11 protein-coding genes and 3 pseudogenes are annotated in these 18,663 nt (G+C 45.0%); all 14 read right to left on the bottom strand.

Annotated elements, in window-relative coordinates:
- Positions 1–414: 414 nt before the first annotated feature.
- Positions 415–4,731, bottom strand: a pseudogene (locus ACERC7_RS07285) (SspB-related isopeptide-forming adhesin); the annotation flags it as partial.
- Positions 4,732–4,883: 152 nt separating this feature from the next.
- On the bottom strand, positions 4,884–5,480 hold the full coding sequence (locus ACERC7_RS07280) for a PBECR4 domain-containing protein (protein ID WP_228025472.1): 597 nt from the start codon (positions 5,478–5,480) through the stop codon (positions 4,884–4,886).
- Between the two features lie 349 nt (positions 5,481–5,829).
- Positions 5,830–8,661, bottom strand: a complete 2,832-nt coding sequence (locus tag ACERC7_RS07275) for a phage tail tip lysozyme (protein ID WP_373666572.1) — start codon at positions 8,659–8,661, stop codon at positions 5,830–5,832.
- Between the two features lies 1 nt (position 8,662).
- Positions 8,663–11,032 carry a VirB4-like conjugal transfer ATPase, CD1110 family gene (locus tag ACERC7_RS07270; RefSeq protein ID WP_373666571.1) on the bottom strand — a complete coding sequence of 790 codons (2,370 nt, stop codon included), beginning with the start codon at positions 11,030–11,032 and terminating at the stop codon, positions 8,663–8,665.
- Positions 10,983–11,339 carry a PrgI family protein gene (locus tag ACERC7_RS07265; protein WP_373666570.1) on the bottom strand — a complete coding sequence of 119 codons (357 nt, stop codon included), beginning with the start codon at positions 11,337–11,339 and terminating at the stop codon, positions 10,983–10,985. Before ACERC7_RS07265 ends, ACERC7_RS07270 begins: the two co-directional genes overlap by 50 nt.
- Before the next feature lie 88 nt (positions 11,340–11,427).
- Entirely contained in the window at positions 11,428–12,279 is an 852-nt protein-coding gene (locus ACERC7_RS07260; RefSeq protein WP_373666569.1) for a type IV secretion system protein, read from the bottom strand.
- 19 nt (positions 12,280–12,298) lie between these two features.
- Positions 12,299–12,541 (bottom strand): hypothetical protein, encoded by a 243-nt coding sequence (locus ACERC7_RS07255; protein ID WP_373666568.1) that lies wholly within the window; start codon positions 12,539–12,541, stop codon positions 12,299–12,301.
- 15 nt (positions 12,542–12,556) lie between these two features.
- Positions 12,557–13,123: pseudogene (locus tag ACERC7_RS07250) on the bottom strand (type IV secretory system conjugative DNA transfer family protein); the annotation flags it as partial.
- An 85-nt stretch (positions 13,124–13,208) separates the two neighbouring features.
- Positions 13,209–15,005, bottom strand: coding sequence for a group II intron reverse transcriptase/maturase (gene ltrA / locus ACERC7_RS07245; protein ID WP_373666567.1), 1,797 nt, complete (start codon positions 15,003–15,005; stop codon positions 13,209–13,211).
- A gap of 922 nt (positions 15,006–15,927) precedes the next feature.
- Positions 15,928–17,262: pseudogene (locus ACERC7_RS07240) on the bottom strand (VirD4-like conjugal transfer protein, CD1115 family); the annotation flags it as partial.
- The gene (locus ACERC7_RS07235) at positions 17,262–17,750 is read right to left on the bottom strand and encodes a hypothetical protein (RefSeq protein ID WP_373666566.1); all 489 of its coding nucleotides are present in this window, start codon (positions 17,748–17,750) and stop codon (positions 17,262–17,264) included. The gene ACERC7_RS07235 and the pseudogene ACERC7_RS07240, both read right to left, overlap by 1 nt.
- Positions 17,751–17,808: 58 nt before the next feature.
- Complete coding sequence (locus ACERC7_RS07230) at positions 17,809–18,168, bottom strand: lysostaphin resistance A-like protein (RefSeq protein ID WP_373666565.1); 360 nt, start codon at positions 18,166–18,168, stop codon at positions 17,809–17,811.
- Positions 18,169–18,182: 14 nt separating this feature from the next.
- A complete protein-coding gene (locus ACERC7_RS07225) occupies positions 18,183–18,416 on the bottom strand; it encodes a hypothetical protein (protein ID WP_373666564.1) in 234 nt (77 codons plus the stop codon).
- Positions 18,394–18,627, bottom strand: coding sequence for a hypothetical protein (locus ACERC7_RS07220; protein WP_043026288.1), 234 nt, complete (start codon positions 18,625–18,627; stop codon positions 18,394–18,396). Before ACERC7_RS07220 ends, ACERC7_RS07225 begins: the two co-directional genes overlap by 23 nt.
- Positions 18,628–18,663: the final 36 nt, after the last annotated feature.

Raw genomic sequence — 18,663 nt, 5'->3', positions numbered from 1 at the left:
TACTTTTCCTCAAGTTGAAACAACTTACGTTGCTATACGCATTTCTACGTACTCGCCTTCGGAGCGTACATTCGCTGGTTCGTCAGTGCTAGAGCACATTCTCACCCTATTTAGTTTTTTATGACTCCCGACCTATCAGATACATATCCCACCTCTGGAACACTTTCGATTCTTAAGTCCTTAAGAATGACGGTATCTTTCAGCCGACTTCACCGAGCTTCATACCTTTACCTTTGCACCAGATAAACGCATGTCGGAGTATTAGAGAAATCGTTTCAGGGCGTTACCCCTTCATTCCAATTTTCAAGATAAGAGTTCTCCATTCTATTCAAATTTAACCTGACTATCAGGTTGATTTTTCAAGAACATGTCTAACCTTTTCAGTTAGAAACGTCTCGCACCGACAAATGCAACATGACCGTAAGGAATAGGTGTACCGTGACTGCCTCCCGCAAAGGAGATAATAGCCCCTGCCTGAGGCATTGAACCCGTCTCACCTCCTAAAGCTGATGCAGAACCCACCCAATCCTGACCATTCCCCATAACACTTGTGATGGGGATTTTCTCACCGTTTCGTCCTCTGAGCTTGAGACCCAATTGATTGATACGTGCCGCAACTCCCCATGTACATTGGCCGTAGGCATAGCCCATCCCATCACCACCTCCAGGGATAGAATTGTCAAAGAGGTCTCCTCTAACGACTTCTAGGGCAGCTGGATCACTCTGAGCGGTTCCTCCATTTGGTTGACTAAAACCNGAAGCGTACACCTTAACGGATAAGCCCTTGACTGCTTGCCCTTGACCATCAACAATCTGAATCCCGTCTAGGTTGACATCCAAGGCCTCTTCTGGGTAATCATCAACCATAAAGAAACCTTTGGCAATCTGGTCTTTGGTCGCAGACATGCCCTTATAGGCACTGTAATCCATGACAATCTTGTAGTAATTGACGGTATCAGGTAAGACCGTCTTTCCATCAATGGTCACGCCCTTGTCAGTGGTGTTGGACTTTTTAGGGGTAATCACTGGAATAAAATTGGAGACTTCTTCCGTCTCGTAAGCCAATCCAAAATCAACCTGATAGGCTTTATTGGTATAGGTCTGACCCGAGTTATAAAGGCTGTCCTTGACGGTCATAGGGTCAATAATGGTCAAAGATTGACCGGTCTTCACATAAGTCTCATAGAAAGCCTCATTGTCTTTAGGACGAAAGACTTGGAAAGCTCCTTTTGGTGAGATTTTCTTGGCCAACAAGGCTTCTTTCAAACTCGTTGGTGCCTCTTCCAAGTTCTGATAGGTCTCTACCAGAATATCCCTTACCGTCTGACCGTCTGGTGTTAAAATCTGAATAGCCTTGGTGTCAATCTCTAGGGCTTCTTCTGGGTAGTCATCCACAACGTAAAAGCCCTTGGCAATAGCATCTTGAGTCGCCACAATCCCCTTGTACTGGTCCAAATCCCAAGACAAGGTATAGAAGTTTTTTGAACCAACAAGCATGGCCTGACCATTGATGTCAACTTGGTCTGCATTAAGGTTCTTCTTGACAGGTTCTGGTGTCACCAGGGTATTGGTGACCTCCTTAGTCGCATAACCATTGCCAAAATCAATTTGGTAAGCCTTATTTGTGTAGGTCAAGGTCTTATCCTTGAGGTCAGTACGAACCGTCATGGGACTGGTCACTAAAAGGCTAGTACCTGTCTTGACATAAGTGTCATAAAAGGCTTGGTTGTCTTCTGGAACAATGACTTGAAAAGCGCCTTTAGGGCTAATCTTAGCCGTTGTTAGCTGATGTCTAAGCCTTTCTGGAGCTTCTGACAGGTTCTTGTAAGTCGTCGCCACAAAACCAGATAAGGCTTTTCCGTCTAGGCTTGTGACGATGACTGCCTTATCATCGGTCATCACAGCTTCTTCTGGAAAATCATCTATGAGGAGGAACCCTTTGCCAATCGTCTCCTTGGACGACTGGTCGCCCTTATACTGGTCTAAATCCCAAGTCAAGGTGTAGTGATTGGTTGAACCAACCAAGACCACCGTGTCATTGATAACAACGCCATCACTGTTTTTGTTGGTCTTATCAGGGATTATCAAGGTCGTTGTGGTCCCATCACCAGGTGTCCGAACGGTCACAGGGTTTGAGGTGACGGTGTAGGCGGTTGGTGTTCCCTGATTGATGATGAGCTTGTAAGTGTTAGTGTAAGTCGCACCATCATTGACCACTGTACCGTACAAAACAGGAGCTGTCAGGCGATAGCTCTTCGCTAAGTCCTTATTGACTTCAGACAAGAGACTGTCTTTAGCTGTCAAGCGAACCAGGTGTTTAGAGCTGTCATAAACAAAATCATAGGCGGTGTTCTCTGCCTTGCTTGTCGCTTCATTCAAGACATAACCTGCAGGCAGGTAATCCTCAAAGATGAGGCTAGTTGTCGTGATACGATTTTGGGATAGATCCCCCACTTCCAAAGGGTAGTTGACTGGGGAACTCTTAGCGACCTGAGTCTTGTCAATGGACACACGGTCACTATTTTCTACCTCTTTGTGAATACCTGGCTTTGTCTCTAAGCGGTAACCATGTACTTGAACACTTGGAGCCGCTGGTGGCGTAGGCGTTTTCTCATAAACAGGTTGGGTCGGTAAAGCCACCTTCACCAGTGCCAAACTTGGCTCCTCAACAGGGGTAGTCGGTTTTGGGGTGAAAGTTACTAGAGGTTCTAGCGTGAAGGTCTTTGGCGTATAGACAGACGGGGTATAGGTTAAGGGGTCTGGAACAGGGTCAAGGCTAGGTTTGACCAAGGGTTTTGGCGTGTGAGGCCTAACTGTCCGTGCCACAGGCAGGGTATTGAGGGCAAACCAATAGGTCTTACCTCCCACCTGAGTGGGCATATCCCCCTGACCAAAGGTTACTCGGTAAGTATTTCCCGAAGTCACCGTTGAGACAATAGCCCCCTTATAAGCATAGCGACTGGATGTCGTGTCCCACTCTTCAGGGGTACCAATTTCGTGAGCTCGGTTAGACCCCAGCGACCGTGCTAGGCCTTCATCCGTGACCTGAACAGTTGACCCATTGATAGGGACAAATTTACCCGATGAATCCTTAACATACTCTAAGCCGATGTTGTTGTGATTGAGTGACGAGTGGGTAAAGACACCTGGCTGCTCCTTGGAGAAGGTCACTTGACTGCCATCAGATAAGGTGTACTTGGCGTCTACTCGAAATTCCATCTTGTCATTTCGCCAGTCGCCCGTCCCGTCTCCACGATAGGCAATAAAGCCTTCTGTCGGGTCATTAGGAACAACCAGCGTCACGCTATTGGTGCCTGCAGGCGAAACAAGGTTGGTGATGTCATAAGTCACACCTGTAATCTTCTTGCCCGCAAAACTAGCGTTTTGAAGGTTGGAATAGTTGAACCGCAAGGTCTCCCCTGTCCGAAATTGGTCATAAACAAAGAAGCCCGTTGAATCCAGAATTCGACTATAACCACCCAGCATGGCATCTCCTGTGCTAATAATGTGGTCGGGATTACGAGTGGCTGCCCCATGCTGGGCTTGGGGTTCCCCACGATTGAGGTCAAGGGTCTGAGCAAGGGCTTCTGAAATGTAGCCCTCTTCACCCTTTTGAATTTCAGCCAGTTCTCGGTCATAGCGAGCTTTTTCAGAAGCATTGTAGGCTTCATTGGCTTTGTTAGTCGCATCGGCTTCTGCCTGTTTCTGGACATTACGTTTTTTGATAGCTTCAATCTCTGCCTGACGGTTGGTCACTTGGGCTTGCTTGTCCTTGTTGGCCTGATCTACAGCTGCTTGACCACGGCGATTTTCCTCATCAATCGCAGCCTGACCTGCTTGATTCCGCTTGGTAATGGCCTCATTGTCTTCTTTTGCCTTGGCTAAACCAGCTGCATTTTCAGCTTCAATCTGCTTATTTTTAGCCGTTTGAGCGTCTGCTTCCGTTTTTTTAATCACATAGGTGTCAATAGCAGATTGGTTCTGCTCACTAACCCCTTGGACCAGTTTGGTGTAGCCCTCATAGGCTTCAGGAGATGTGCCATCGCCTGATGTGATGGTCTTATCCGTCACCCTTACCTTGGCATTTGAAAAACGCTTGGTCAAATCAGAAACACTAGCATTGACGTCCTTCTCAAGGTTTTTCGCCACGTCTTCTGCTTGTTTATGACTGGTTTTCAGAGTTTCGTTCTCTCCTTCAATCCGTGCCACTTCCGCCGCATGATCTGCCTTATCTGACTGGTACTTAGCTGTCACATCTTTCAGCTCGGATACCTGCTTATCCATATCAGCCTTAGCGGTGTCAAGGCCTTGACTGGTTTCTTCAGCTGTCTGGGTAGTTCCAAGGTCCATGTCTTGACCTGATGTAATTGTCACCCCCTCTGCCTTAGCGTCATTGATTGCCTGCTTTAATGTCGTCTCATCAATGGTCACAGGCATGGTTCCTTGCGACTGACCTGTTTCAGAAAGTGACGTTGTGTGTTCACTTGTCTCAGCAGGATGGGCTTCAGGAAGGTTGGTCGCTGGATTATCCGTCAGAACAATGGGAGTTTCAACTGGTGTCGTAGCCAATTCATCAGCCTTAGCGACACCGCCACCTAAAGCTAGCACCGCCGTTGCGACCGTTCCTAGGGCAACTGAGCAAAGCGTACGGTATTTCTTACTTTTACGAAAGACATGTTTCTCACCCTTTTCTTGGGTAATAATTGGTTTCACTTGAATGGGTAGGGTCATGGGACACTCCTTTAGAGGTTATTTTGTCGATTACCATAAGAACTGGCTAATCTTGCCCCATCATACCAAGAAGGATTTGCATATTTTATCACGAAAAAAGCCAGTAGCAAAAAGGCTACTGGCTGGTTGTTGACTGAAATCTCATACTTCAATTAGAGGAACTCAGAAAAATCTCGATTTTCTCTAAGATAATAAATCTCAATCTGATTATTATTTAGATATTTTGCATAAATGCACTGCACAGGTGCACCAATTGGAAAGGTCTTTTGTCGCTTCAAGTCTAACAGAGACTGCGGAACAACTTTAGAACGAGTATCCTTTAGTGTCAATGCTAGAATTTGTTTTTTAGTCCTTAAAGCATAATCAAATTCCAAATATAAATAACGCCCCGATTGGGTTAAATGAACATATTGCCCAATCAATTCTCCTACTGAACCCAAAACTTGTAATTTTTGAAAGGTTGTACCATCTCGCTTAATCATCATATCATCAACAACAAGATGTCGAAGCAAACAATCATCAAAAAAACTAGCAGGTCCTTTACGATAATCAATGCCACACAGGTGCATAAAATTAGTCGTTGAAAAATGAATAGCTACCATGTCATTATCTGTACCATAGTGAACTACCTTATTTCTAAAATACCGATTAAAGAAAGTTGCAGCTTCAAACATCTTCTCAAAATAGCGACGCAAAACGATAATTTCGTTTGAGCTTGGTCTCTTATACTCACTTGATTGTCTTGCCATCATACCTCCAAATTAAAATAAGTGACCTACCGGAAGGCAAGCCACTTATTAAGGTCGGTTTATTCTGGTGTCTGCCACCGCTTAGCCCTTAGGTCTAAGATTTTTATCAGGTTTCATTCTGGTGCCTGCCACCGCCTGACCCTTATGTTCAGGATTACTATCAGATTGACCATGAGCCGACCACTCATCTACACCATCATTATACACTATATTTAATACTATTTCAAGCTAGACGATTATTAAATCATACAATTAACCAAAAATGACTTCAGTTGTTTTGTATCAGGGAACAACTGGAGTGCTATTATTTTAATTCTAACTCAGGAATAGTGATTTGTCAAATCGTTGATTATTTCACCGTATAAGCAAAACTCATAGCTGCGTCTGGTCCACTGATTTTTCGGAAGGTGTAGTTTGGGTTGCCATTGACGTTGGTTTCTGAGATGAGAAACGAGCCATCTGGGTAGACTTTCTCGACAAATGCCACATGACCGTAAGGAATAGGTGTGCCGTGACTGCCTCCCGCAAAGGAGATAATAGCCCCTGCTTGAGGTATTGAACCCGTCTCACCTCCTAAAGCTGATGCAGAACCCACCCAATCTTGACCATTCCCCATGACACTTGTGATGGGGATTTTCTCACCATTTCGTCCTTTGAGCTTGAGACCAAGCTGGTTAATGCGAGCAGCCACACCCCAAGTGCATTGACCATAGGCATAACCCATACCGTCCCCACCACCAGGGATAGAATTGTCAAAAAGGTTTCCTCTAACAGCTTCTAGGGCAGCTGGGTCACTCTGGGCTGTCCCACCATTTGGTTGACTAAAGCCCTTTTCAATCTGATAGTACCACTCAGCAGCTCTGGTTTGGCGTTCCAAGAGCTTATCACCACTATTGCCCTCCCAATAGGTCAGAAAGACCTGAGCTAGGCTGGCTGGACTGCCCGTATTCTGGAAAAAACCGTTAAGCCAGTTGGTGTAATAGGGATTGTCCCCCTCAAGCATAAAGTTCAACTGAAGCTCTAAATCATACCAGGGCTTGCCCTTTCTCTTGGCGTACTCCAGAAGCAAGGTGTGGCGACGTGACCCGTCTGCGGTGTCCGTCCATTGCCCTAGACCAAGGCCTCGACGAAGAATATTGGGATAGCCTCCGTTATAGATGGCAGGGCCTCCCATCGCCAGCCAGTTAGGGTCGTCCCATGAGCTATCGCTTGCCCCAACAGGTGGGCTCAGGTAATCTCCTTCTGCCCGTTTTGGATTGATAGCTGATTCAACCGACCAGTTGCCTAAGATGGCTGCGATAGCCTGATTGGTCGCTCCTTTGGCCTTGAGGTAGGTGTAAATGGCCTTAGCTCGCTCAAATTCATCTCCTCCAAATTGTCCGATATTGGGTAAGATGGTGGTTTGAACCTGAACCACCTTGGGAAAGTAAAAGGCAGGATTGACTGCAACTAATTTCTTTTGGTCTGGGTCATATTTCTCATAGGAGACTTTAAGACCTGTGTTAGTCTTGGTCTGACCAATTCTATCACCCGCAACGACTCTTTGCCCCTCAACCAAGCGACCTGTGTGAATGCCATAAAAACGCAAAGAGACTGAACTGACCTTTTTACCAGCGGTAATAACGACATCATCACCATCCAGATGAATCGTCCCATCAAGAGGGGCGAGAACCGCTTGATTTTCCTTTGCTTCAAGGATAATAAACTCTTGCATGGTGGGCTTACCGTCCAAATGATAGTAGCCATAGCGATAGGTCATAGGCAAGACATCATCTTCCGTCTTGCCCTCAAAAGGATTCCCAAGTTCCTGCATACTGGCATAGACACCTCCCTCTGACAGTTCTTTGAGGTCATCTTGTTCCTCTTTAGACAATTGATAAGGCGGCTTATCATAAAGCTCTACCATGGTTTTAAGGCTATCTCCACCATTTAAGTCCTGCCAGAGCGTGGATAGGTAATCTTTATAAGTGCTAGAGGGTGGCAAGACACTTATCCTATCTTCTAAGGCATAATCCTGAAACTGGCTATTCATATAAGCCATGACCTCATCTATCTTGGTGTAGTAGGTAATCCCCTTTTCGCTGGTTCGGGTCTGTTCCGCATCCTCCCAAGTCATATGAGTATAGGCTTTGGTTAATTCAAACTCATCTTGTTGGATAAGGGTCTGACTGGCAAAGCCTAAAAAGAAAGACATCATTAGAAGCAGAAAACATAAGAGACCAGAAACAATCCCGGTGACAGGATTGCCCACCAAGGCCATAAAAGCCTGTTTGAAACTGGAGATGAAACTTTGCAAAACCCTACCAACTTGTCTAGTCTGGTGGGCTCGTCTTGCGACTTGCCGTTTGAGACGATAAAGGACCTTCTCATCTTGCTTCGTCAACCGCCACCCTTTTCCAGAACGCCAGTTTTGGTAACGTTCTTTAGTATTTCTAGCCCGTCTGACCATAAACCGTGTACTGGCTTGTGAGAGCTTGACCGTTGCTTTGCCTGTCTCAATGCCTGCTTTCGTATAGCGTGCCACCTGATAAGTGGTATCCACTATCTCCCTAGCCCCTGATAAGTCGTCCTCTTGACTGGCTAGATAGAGGGCTTCTCGCCCAATCAGTTTACTTGCACGTTTGACCTTGTTCGTGGGTGACTTGTGCTTGGTGACTGTCTTAACCTGTTTCAGCTCTCGTTTGCTTTGAGAGACTTCCTGTTCAGCCTGCAAACGCTCAATAGACTTGGCTTGGTAGAAAAAACGAGAGCGTTTGGCATCATCTACTTGGACAGATGCTTTTTTCTTATCCTTAGCCTTTTCTTCCTCCTTGATGTTTTTCAAGTGTTGCCTAGCCTGCTTGTGTCTGGCCTTAGCCTTGGGTAAACGATGATGCTTTAATTCTCGATGGGATAGGTCATAAGGATTGGCGGAGGATAAGAGGCTATCAAACCGCTTGTCTTCCTCTTCTTTGAGGTCGTCAAACTCTTTCTTAGCACTAGAGAGAGTTTCCTGATAAGCCACTTGTGCTGGAGAGTTAGACGACACCAGGCGATGAAAGAGAAGGCCTCGTCTACCTGACTGAGAAATCAAGTTTTGCCTTGCTTCCTGTCGTTTGAGGCGATAGGTGTGTCTGCCCTGTCTGAGATTGCTTTTCCTCGTGAGCCTTGCGCGCTTCAGTTCTTTCTTGGTGACAGCCATCCTACTCGTCCTCCCGCTTTACCTGAACCATCTTATCGGGGTCCGTGCTCATCAGGTCAAAGAGCTGGGTATCGGCTGGAATCCGGTTCTTGAAAGGCACAACCGTGTGACCAGCCTTAATAAGACCTGCTCCACGCTCGGGATTGACCAGGTATTTCTCCAATTCCTTAGACAAACCAAGCAGATGAACTAATTCTTCTCGGTCATTCTTGGCCTGTTTGAGCAGAATCATAAACTCACTATTGGCCAAAATCCGTCGCCCATTGGCATCCATCAAGAGGGTTTCCACGTTTTGGGTAATACCCGTTGGAATGGCCCCGTACTTCCGCACCCGGCTCCAGAGCTTGAAAAAGAAATTACTGGCGTATTCATCTAACAATAGAAGCTGCATCTCATCAAAGTAAATCCAAGTGGTTTTCCCCAGTTGTTGGTTTCTGACCACCCGATTCCAGATTTGTTCAAAGATTACCATAAGGGCAATGGGCTTTAGGGCCTCTCCTAGTTTTTTGACATTGTAAATGACAAAGGACTTATCAGTTGTCACGTTGGTCTTGTGGGCAAACATATCCAGAGACCCCTTAACATAAAGTTCCATATCAAGAGCCAGATTACCTGCTTCTGGTTCAGGTTGCTTGGATAAGACAAAGACCCACTCTTCTAAGGTTGGCTCTAGGAAATGTTGGTAGGTCAACCGCGTCACTCGGTCAATAATCGACTTCTCTCGACCATCCATCTGGCGGTCTAAGAGCTTGCCAATCCAAGACAAAAGAAACTCTGACTTGAGCTTGACAGGGTCTTCATCAAAGCCATGACTAGATAAGTCTAAGACATTCAGAAAGGTCTGGCTATCTGGTGCAATAATGATGCTTTCCCCATCAAAGGCTTGACCAATCAGACCATACTCATTTTCTGGGTCTACCACGATAATATCTGTCTTGTCATCGACTTCTTTGAGCCTAGTGGTGGTGATTTCATGCTTGGTTCCCATGCCCTTACCTGCCCCCGATGTCCCTAGGATAAGACCAGACGGGGTATTGAGAGCCTTGCGGTCAATGGTGATAATGTTGTTTGAAATCTGGTTAATGCCATAATATTTTCCACCCTTGTCCTGCAAATCCACCGAGGTCCAAGGAGATTGCACGGCGATATTGGAGGTCAAGAGGCTGCGAGAAATGCCTTGAAGAAAGTTTTTCCCAAGAGGGAGAAGGCTATTAAAGGCGGCTTCCTGCATATAAGGCAAGGGCTCAATAATCAGGTCATGAGAGCCAGCGACCTGTTTCATATCGTTAAAAGCTTCCTTGAGAGCCTCTGGACTATCTTCTAACAGTCCAATCAGAAAGACGGTCTCAAAGAGTTTATCCCCTGTCTTGGTCATGGTAGTTAGAAGGTCATCCGCTTCATCAATGGTGGTTTCTAGAACATGACTAGCCTTTTCCAAATAGATGCCTGAGCGAGCCATCTTTTGTTGCTCACCGATTTTCTGAGATTCCATCAAGGTCTTCTTGGTTCTAACCTTGGACATAGCTTCTGACTTTTGCGACCCTTGGGCATGAAAACTGATGATGAGTTCCCTATCTGTCTGCATGAGGTCACGGATAAAACCGTCCCCTAACTCTGTCCCATAGTCCCTGACATAGACCACCTGTAAATAACGGTCGTCAATAGCCAGATAGTCCTTGTGCTTAAAGGACATGCTTTGTGGCGCAATGAAATGCTTGGTCGTTAGACCTGATAGAGCCAAATCCTTATAGCTAAACGGTAAGTGATTGTCCCCTCGAAGCATATCCGCAAGGTAATTGACCCTAGCTTCTCCCTCTAGGAGATGGAAGGTACAGTCAATTTCAGCCAAACCATTTTTGACGTACTCACCAACTTGGGATAAGGAGCGATGAGCTTGTTTGGTTGAGGTATCCGTCCGCCCAAAGGTTATCAATTTGATAGTGTTAAAATTGTTTTCACCATTGTCCAAATTCTGGTTCATCATCTGGTTCAGTTCCTCACGGAAATGGTTGTAGCCATCATCATGTAGGGGATAAAGCACACTTGAACGGAACTTATCCAGGTTGACCCGTTGATTAAAGAGGGTTAGCTGAAAATGGGTGCGGTCATCTAAGGCGTTAATCATGTCCGAATACTTGTCCACAATAAGCGCTCGCTCCTCCAGCCCAACGGTCTGGTAATTGACATCACCCAAAAGATAGCTTTGGGAATAATAGTCAGGTGTGACTTGCATGAGGCCATTCTCAAACAATCCTTGATAAGCGATAGTGTTGACGGTTGTTGGTTGAAGTTCTTGACGCAAGGCCTTTTGGCGTTTTTTATCAGTCACAGAGAGCTTGGAGTTCGTTAATGGGTTTCGTTGTTTTCGCATGGGTATTTTCCTTTCCAGTTAGGGCACGTACAGGTACAGTAAGGGCAAACCGTAGTCGGTAATGCAGGTAGTGTTCAAAGGCTAGGTGATTGGGGCGATAGACCCCAAATAGAAGCAAGGGAAGGGTAAAACTCCCTGTAAAACCATAGACAAACCAGTCCCCAAACTGCCAAAAAAAGAGATTGAGTCCTAGGACTAGAATGGTTATCGCTAAAGCTGGCAAGACAAAAATGACCTGCCGTGTGGTAAATCCTAACCAAGCTCGGTGCTGGTATTTTGAAATGTCCTTAAAGACACGGGTATTCATTCAATAATCCTCCATAACTAAGATATGATTGACAAAAACGGAGCAGACCCTCTACTCCGTTATCGTGTTAAGCTGGAACAAGGTCGTCCTACATCCCTAAAATACTTCTGGCTGTGCGTTGAGAGCCAACAAGGGCAATGATAAGCAGGATGGCTTGGACAAAACTCCCAAACATGATGACGAGAGCCTCACCATCTCCTGCTCCGTTTGCGACCGCAATTTTTCCAGCCGATTCAAAGAGCGGCATGAGGGATACAATCAAGAAGATGAGAATACCCTGAACACCATAGACCATAATATTTTTCAGGTAGCCAATGCCCACTCCCCGCCACTCATCACTCAAAAAAGTTGGGAGAGTAATTGGGGCAAAGGGAAGCATGAGATAGAGCTGAATAAAACGAATGGTCACCATGAGATTAACCATAGCGGCACTAGCCATTCTAACCAGCCAAATCAAGAGGGCAAAAAAGGCAATAATCATTTTCCCGACGGTGCCAGACCCTTTTAGACCTGATAGGGTGTCATAAGTTTGACCACCTTGGGCAACTACGCCTGCAATTCGGGAGAGGGCATGGCCAGCTAAGCCCAAAATGGCTTCCACAATCACCGTGGTATTAGCCATCACTACACCAACCATAATAAAACTAACGATCATCGGGGCAATCGCCTCAATGGTCATGGCGCCACCAGAGCTGGCAATCTTCTTGGCTAATTTTGAAAACTCCAAGATTAAGATAAGGGCTAAGATAGCCACGCCAATCGGACGCATGACCTGCTCGGTGACGGCTGTCATGTAAGACCAGACGGTTGGATTATAGTCTGATAGGGATTTGACCAAATCAGCAGTCGATTCCAAATCTAAGGAGAAGCCCTCAAAGAGGTTATCTGAGGAGACTTTTTCTGAGACCAGAAAAACTAGCTGAGGGAATAAGTTATTCATCACATTGCTGGTCTCCTTCTTAAATGGTAATCTGGGTCACAAAGACCCCAGCAGCTCCGACCATCACCCCACCGACAATTTCCAAGATGGCATTACGGACACCTGGTCCACCGTCTTTGATGTTGGTCGCTAGGTTAATGACCCCAATCACGACAAGAAAGGCTCCTGTCGCTACCAGCCCTTTTTGAAGCAGGGACATGGCCTGGGCAAACATGGAGCTGGCATCAACCCCATAGGTTAGGTTTGGTAGTTTTTGTATCATCTGTTTTCCTCATTTCTATTTTAGTGTTGCGGTAAAGCGAAGGTCTTGACTCAGGTTTCTCACTCGGTGTCCCCTTAAATCAAGCGGTGGTTCTCCTGTCAAGGCAAGGTCTGGCTCCCACCACCAGTCGTCCCCTTCCTCATCTGCCAAATACTGCCAGTTGGGGTGCTTAACGGGGTCATACTTCTTGGCATAAAAGGCAGGGGTATTGGCAATTCTGACCAAGCAATCCCCTCGATCCATGTTGCCAACTTCGTCTGGTGTCATCAGGTCACGGGCAATCTTTTGATGGCTAAGAGAACCAGACCCTGTTTGTCCAAAGGACCGACTGGTGTTTCTGACATCAATGGTTTGTTTCCCTAAGAGCGCCGACATAAACTTAAAGGTCTCCTCGTCATTGCCTCCCAGATAAAGTAGGCTGTCACAGTTACCCAAGATGGTCTTCCAGGCATCTTTTTCTTTGTAGAGGCCTTGAAGCTGGGCAATGTTTTGTAAGATAGGGACAAGGCTGATATTTCGGGAGCGAACGGTGGAGGTCAATTCCGCAAAGTCTGGAATCTCGCCGAATAGCGATAGGTAAGCCTCTGGTGTTGCCACCTCGGGCTTTTCCCCCGCTCCACACCGTGCGTGATAGTTTCCCATCACACGGCGTTCCACCGACTAAATCTTACTTTTTAGTGCCTATATAGTCTTCGAATTGTATCATTTCTAGCTCCCTGTGTTCACGAAGCCTATTGATTTTATCTTGCATTTCTTTGGTCAATGTTAGGTTTTTGAGTAGCTTACTTACTTCACTGCTATTTTCTTCTCCTACCAAATCCGATACTTCTTTTGAGAGAATAATTAAATTCCTGTAAGTATCGTTTCTTTCTCCTTTGCAAGGCTTGATGTGTTCACAGACCATATCCACAATGGTCAAAGCATTATGCGTAACAGCACATTTGCCTTTTTGTGCTATATACCTTGAAAGAGCATTATCTGCCATCTCTAATGTAGGATAGAGATGAGCATTTTCCATCATATACTTCATAACTTCAAAGCTGATACAGTTTTCAGCGTCTGAGTATTTCCTCACATATTTGTTAACTTCACGTCTTTTATATTTTGGATATTCATAAGATACATATCCGACAGGAACAATCATACGACCATTTATCCATCTACATTGTTTGGACTTTCCGTACTTATCCAAGATGTATTTGCTTGTAATTTCACCTTGTTTCTCTATGGGAAAGCATCGTTTATTATGATTCATTCCGTTGCTTTTCCCTGTAACCTTAAAGGCTATTTCCGCAAAGTCGGATGACACAAGCGTTGCCATACAGTAATAATTGTGCATTCCCATGACCATAGCGTTGTAAAGACTTATATTTTTATCTAATTCACTTTGTTTGCTTGGGTTTTTAATATCTTTCCAAACAGAACCCAGTTTACTGATAACCTTGACTTTACTCTTATCTGCCATATGGGAACGAATAATCCATTTATTCCCTTTTGGTACTACTTTGAATTTTATGCCAAGAAAAGTCGTGTAGTTCTTTCTAAGGTTGGTAATTCCTGATTTTTCATCACTTGTCCGCAAATGCAGATTTTCAGCCAACCATAGCTTCGTAGCCTGCATTACCTTGACAGCTGTCGCATAATCTCTGCAAAAAATCTTGAAGTCATCTGCATATCTAGTAATATACATTTCTTTCAATCTTGTTTTTGCTCTGAGCTTGTTCCATTTCTGCGTTCGGTCTATTGTGAGTATGTTTCCCTCATTATCAACCTTTGTAAACTCGTAGCCTGTACTTCCCTCTTTGATTTTGAACATTTCCCACTGATTAGCAACCCACCAGTCCAGTTCATTCAACACTACATTAGCTAGTAGCGGAGATAGAATACCACCTTGAGGTGTACCTGTTTCTGGTGTGATGACGATATCTTTGAACAGAATATCCGCTTTTAACATTTGCTTGATTATCATAATCAGCTTTCTGTCCTGTACTCCCAATCCCCATAACTGACGGATAAGTTTTGAGTGGTCAATATTATCAAAGAATCCTGTAATGTCTACATCTACAACAAAGTGCAGATTTTGTATCTGTGCCATTTTATAGCACTGTGCTATTGCGTTTTGCGTAGACCTATATGGTCTGAAACCATTATTCCGTTCATGAAATTTAGCTTCACAGATTGGCTCTAGTACCTGTAAGACACACTGTTGTATTAATCTATCCCAAATGCTCGGAATACCAAGAGGTCTTGCTTTTCCGTTATCTTTCGGAATTTCTACTCGTTTGACTTTCTTTGGTTGATAGTAGTTCAACTTGTTTCTGATGGTTTTTATGACCATTTCGATAGGTAATTTCTGTATTTCTACAATCGTTTTACCATCTGTACCAGGAGTTTTACTCCCGTTATTTTTGCAGATATTTCGATATGCAAGTATGATGTTTTGTTCAGAGACTATCATTGGCATGAGCCTATCAAATCTCTTACCGTTTAGGCTATCTTCATAAAGCTGATAACCTATTTCTTTAGCATCATACCTTTCTGCATTTCGTTCTGCTTTATTTACAATTCATTTTGCCATAGTAACCAACTCCTTATCGGAGAATGATTTTTTCTTAGTCGCACCACGACAGCTATGAAAATCTCCTTTTGGTGATTACTATATAGACATGAAAGAAAGTTTAGTATCGGCTTGTGGCTATCCCTCCACCGCTTATTATCACGGCTTCAACGGTACTGTGCCACTACTCTCACAACCACTAATGCACTTATTATAGAAAAGGCTCTTTCTACCCTTTCATTTTCGATACAACTACGGTTCTTTGTCGCTGATACAGTAAGCTCCCGTATTGGTTGCTTTCCACGTTCCACATAACTTAGGATTGTTACCACTTAGGTCATTCCTTTAGCCCTGCAAGTATTATCTTCAAGACTTTTCTCAAGATACCTGTGTCCTGTAAACACAGAGGGTATTTCATACTAACAACTTTTACTTTACCCCACTTGCGTACCCACTGGTACACTGGCATTTCTACCAGCCATTCGTTTAGAGCCGTACATTCGGAATTTTGTCAGACCGCCTATTTGGTCATTCTAACCATATGATAACCCCGCCCGCACTGTCACACACAACACCTACCTCTAGGTATCTTTCCTAGTATTTCTACTTTAGGGTGTGCTTCGCACGACTTTCCCGAGCTTATAACCTTAGTCGTCTGTATCCGACCAACGCTATTCGGAGTATTAGCGAATCCCCTTCAGGGCGTTACCCCATCATTTGAGATTTCAGTTATGCAGTTCTCTAAAACCACATTATTAAATTATTTGTGACTTTAGGCTACGCTTTTGTCGGTTATTCCTACCGCTTTGGGCGTAGAACGTGTCACACCGTTCGCAAACTCGTCCAGATAAGCCCGCACGTGAATAGGAAGCTTGCCCTTAAATGCCACGTCAGCCTGTCTAGTCAAGGTGGAAAAGACCGTCGAGAAAAAGAGGGCTGACAAGAAGCGAAAGGTAGAATCATTGTCTGGAATAACTAAGTAGACCATCGTTTTTTGGATTCCCCAACTTTTGATGTCCATGGTATCAGTTTTTGTCAAATCAATGACCGACTGGATATTAAAGAGGGCAAATTTAGCAGTTGTGACTGCAATAACTGAATCCAAGGTCTTGTCCTTGTAGTTCTGAAAATCTGCCCAGTTTCGCATGGTGAAGTTTTCTGTGCCATAAGTCTTGGCATACCGCTCAAACATGACCTCTAGGACACTCTTTTCAGCCCCGTCCGCCTTATGAAGGAGTTTAATCAACTTGGAAATTTCCGCAAAAGATGGGTAACGCCCTCGATTACGACGACTCTCCAAGTCTTGTTTCTCCTTAGCCTGTAGAGCTTGCCTCTCTTTCTTGGACAGGCGAGCCTCTTCCATCAGCTGTGCTCTGGTCTTGGGTGGGTTGTAAAAATCAACCAGGTAAGAAGCGATGGCACGAACCAAGGTCATCGACGCCTCATCCCAGAAGGGATCGCTGCGTGACCCATTGCCCTTGGTGTTATTGAAGTACACCGTCAGCATACGGTTCAAATCATTCTCGGTTTCCACATAGCGAAAGGGATTGAAGCCATTGCTGGTCATCATGGATACCAAGTCTAAAATCTTTATCTGGTAGCCTACTTTCAGGAAGAACTTTCCTGTCTTTTGAGGCAGATGGTCCTTGGGGTCAACCACAATATTGGAACAGTTAGCTTGAATCAGATTGGGCTTGACAAAGCGAAAAGTCTTGCCTGAACCTGACCCACCGATGACAACCAAGTTTTTATTGCGGTCAAACTTAGGTCGTTTCTTCTCCAGAAGAGTAAGCCGAACGGTCTTAGCCAGTATGGTATCTGAAAAGGGATTTTTACTTGCGAAGGCCTGACTCTCTTGTTTTATACCAAAGCGAGCTGACCCATATTCCTGCCCCTCTCGGTAAACCTTGGCTCCTGAAGTCGTGTAGAGGTAGATCAAGCCCATCGCACCAAGACCAAACAGAAACCAAAGGCTAGAGCGAAAAGTAAAGTGAAAATTCCAAGGCTTATCAGAAAAAACATTTTGACCTTCCATCAAGAGATAAGCCCACCTATCAAAGACAGGCAGATGGCTCATCTCATCATAGAGGAGGCTCAGACGATGGCAGACATAGCCTAGAGCTAGCCCCATCATGACAAAAACAATTATTCTTGCTTTAGACATCACAGCACCATCTCTTTCGTTTTGACGCTAGACTCATCACTCAGGACAATATCTTCCTTGGCTAAAGCAATTTCCTCATCTAAGGTCTTGTCCGTCACCAAGCCCTTGAGCTTGTCTGCATCATTGACCAGTTCTTTTAGGAGGGTGTCTAGGTGGGTATCCAGCAAGGATCTGTCCTTGGTGTAAAAATAGAGGTAGTCATCTTGAAAAGCGATCGCCAAAGGCAAATTGTCCTTAGCCAACAGCTCTTTTAACTTCTCGACATCCACGGGCTTATCTAAGAGTTCTGTTTTTAAGTCAATGCCATCAATGGCAAACGGGGTCTTGACCAAATCTGCCAGAGTTTGAAGGCCAATTTTATAGGCTGTTTCTTGATGAAGGCCACGTTTGACAGACCAGTCCAGAATCTTAAGCAGGGTTCTCAGCGTTAAGAGACTACTTCGCTCTAAATACTGAAGGGCTTGGCGTTCCTGTTGTTCACTCGACATAGCTGCTCCTTCCGTTGTGGGATAGGCTTATCTTAAACCAGTCCCCTCGCCTTTTTTATCACAGAAAAGTAGTTAGTAGCACCAAGCCATTCCACACCAGATGGAGACCTGTCGCCCCTACTAGGTCCGTCTTTTGTCGCATGACCCCCAAGCCCAATCCTAAACAGCCGTAAACTAGCCAACTGCCTAAGCTATCTGGTTGATGAGCCAAGGCAAAAACAAGACTGGTTACCAGTAAGGATTGGTAAGGCTTTGGAAAGAGTGACCAGAGGTAGCCACGGTAAACCAACTCTTCAACCAGACTGGCATTGGTTAGAAAGAGGATAAAGACAGCTAAAGGGAGCTGGCTTTGTACAGATATAAGGCTCGTTTGATTGGTGGAAGTGACTGGCCATAGAATCCCGACAAGGACTGACATCAGAAACATAGAGCCTAGACAAGCCACCAACCAAGTGAGCCGAGACTGAGCCGAGACTGAGCAGTGATAGACCGTGGAAACTTCTTTAAGAGCCAGATTAGACTCGCCAAGTAAAGGAGCTGACAAACAAGGACTTCCCACAAGAATAGCTGGTCTCCTAAATACAGAGATACTAAAATAGTATTCACATACTGGTAGAGATAGAGAGCAAAAATGTTCCAAATTCTAGCGTCTAAATAGGTCTTCATAGTCCACCTCCAAGACCAGCACCATTTTTTCCACCCACTTAGTCTGAGGCATTTGACAGGTGGACTTGTAGTGCCTGATTTTCTGATAGAGCCGATTGAACTCGCTGGGGTACTGGTAACTGCCCGCAAACATCTGCCGTGTCAACTCAGCCCAGCTCATCTCTTTTTCTGCCAAGAGAAGGGCAAGGTTTTCCCAAAATAATTCCGCCATAGCCCCCTCCTACACGCTTAAGAAGGTTTTAAGAGT

Origin of the sequence: Streptococcus sp. E17BB (genome assembly GCF_041807725.1) — a bacterium.
Classification (GTDB): Bacteria; Bacillota; Bacilli; order Lactobacillales; family Streptococcaceae; genus Streptococcus; species Streptococcus entericus.
This window is presented reverse-complemented; position numbering and strand designations above follow the sequence as displayed.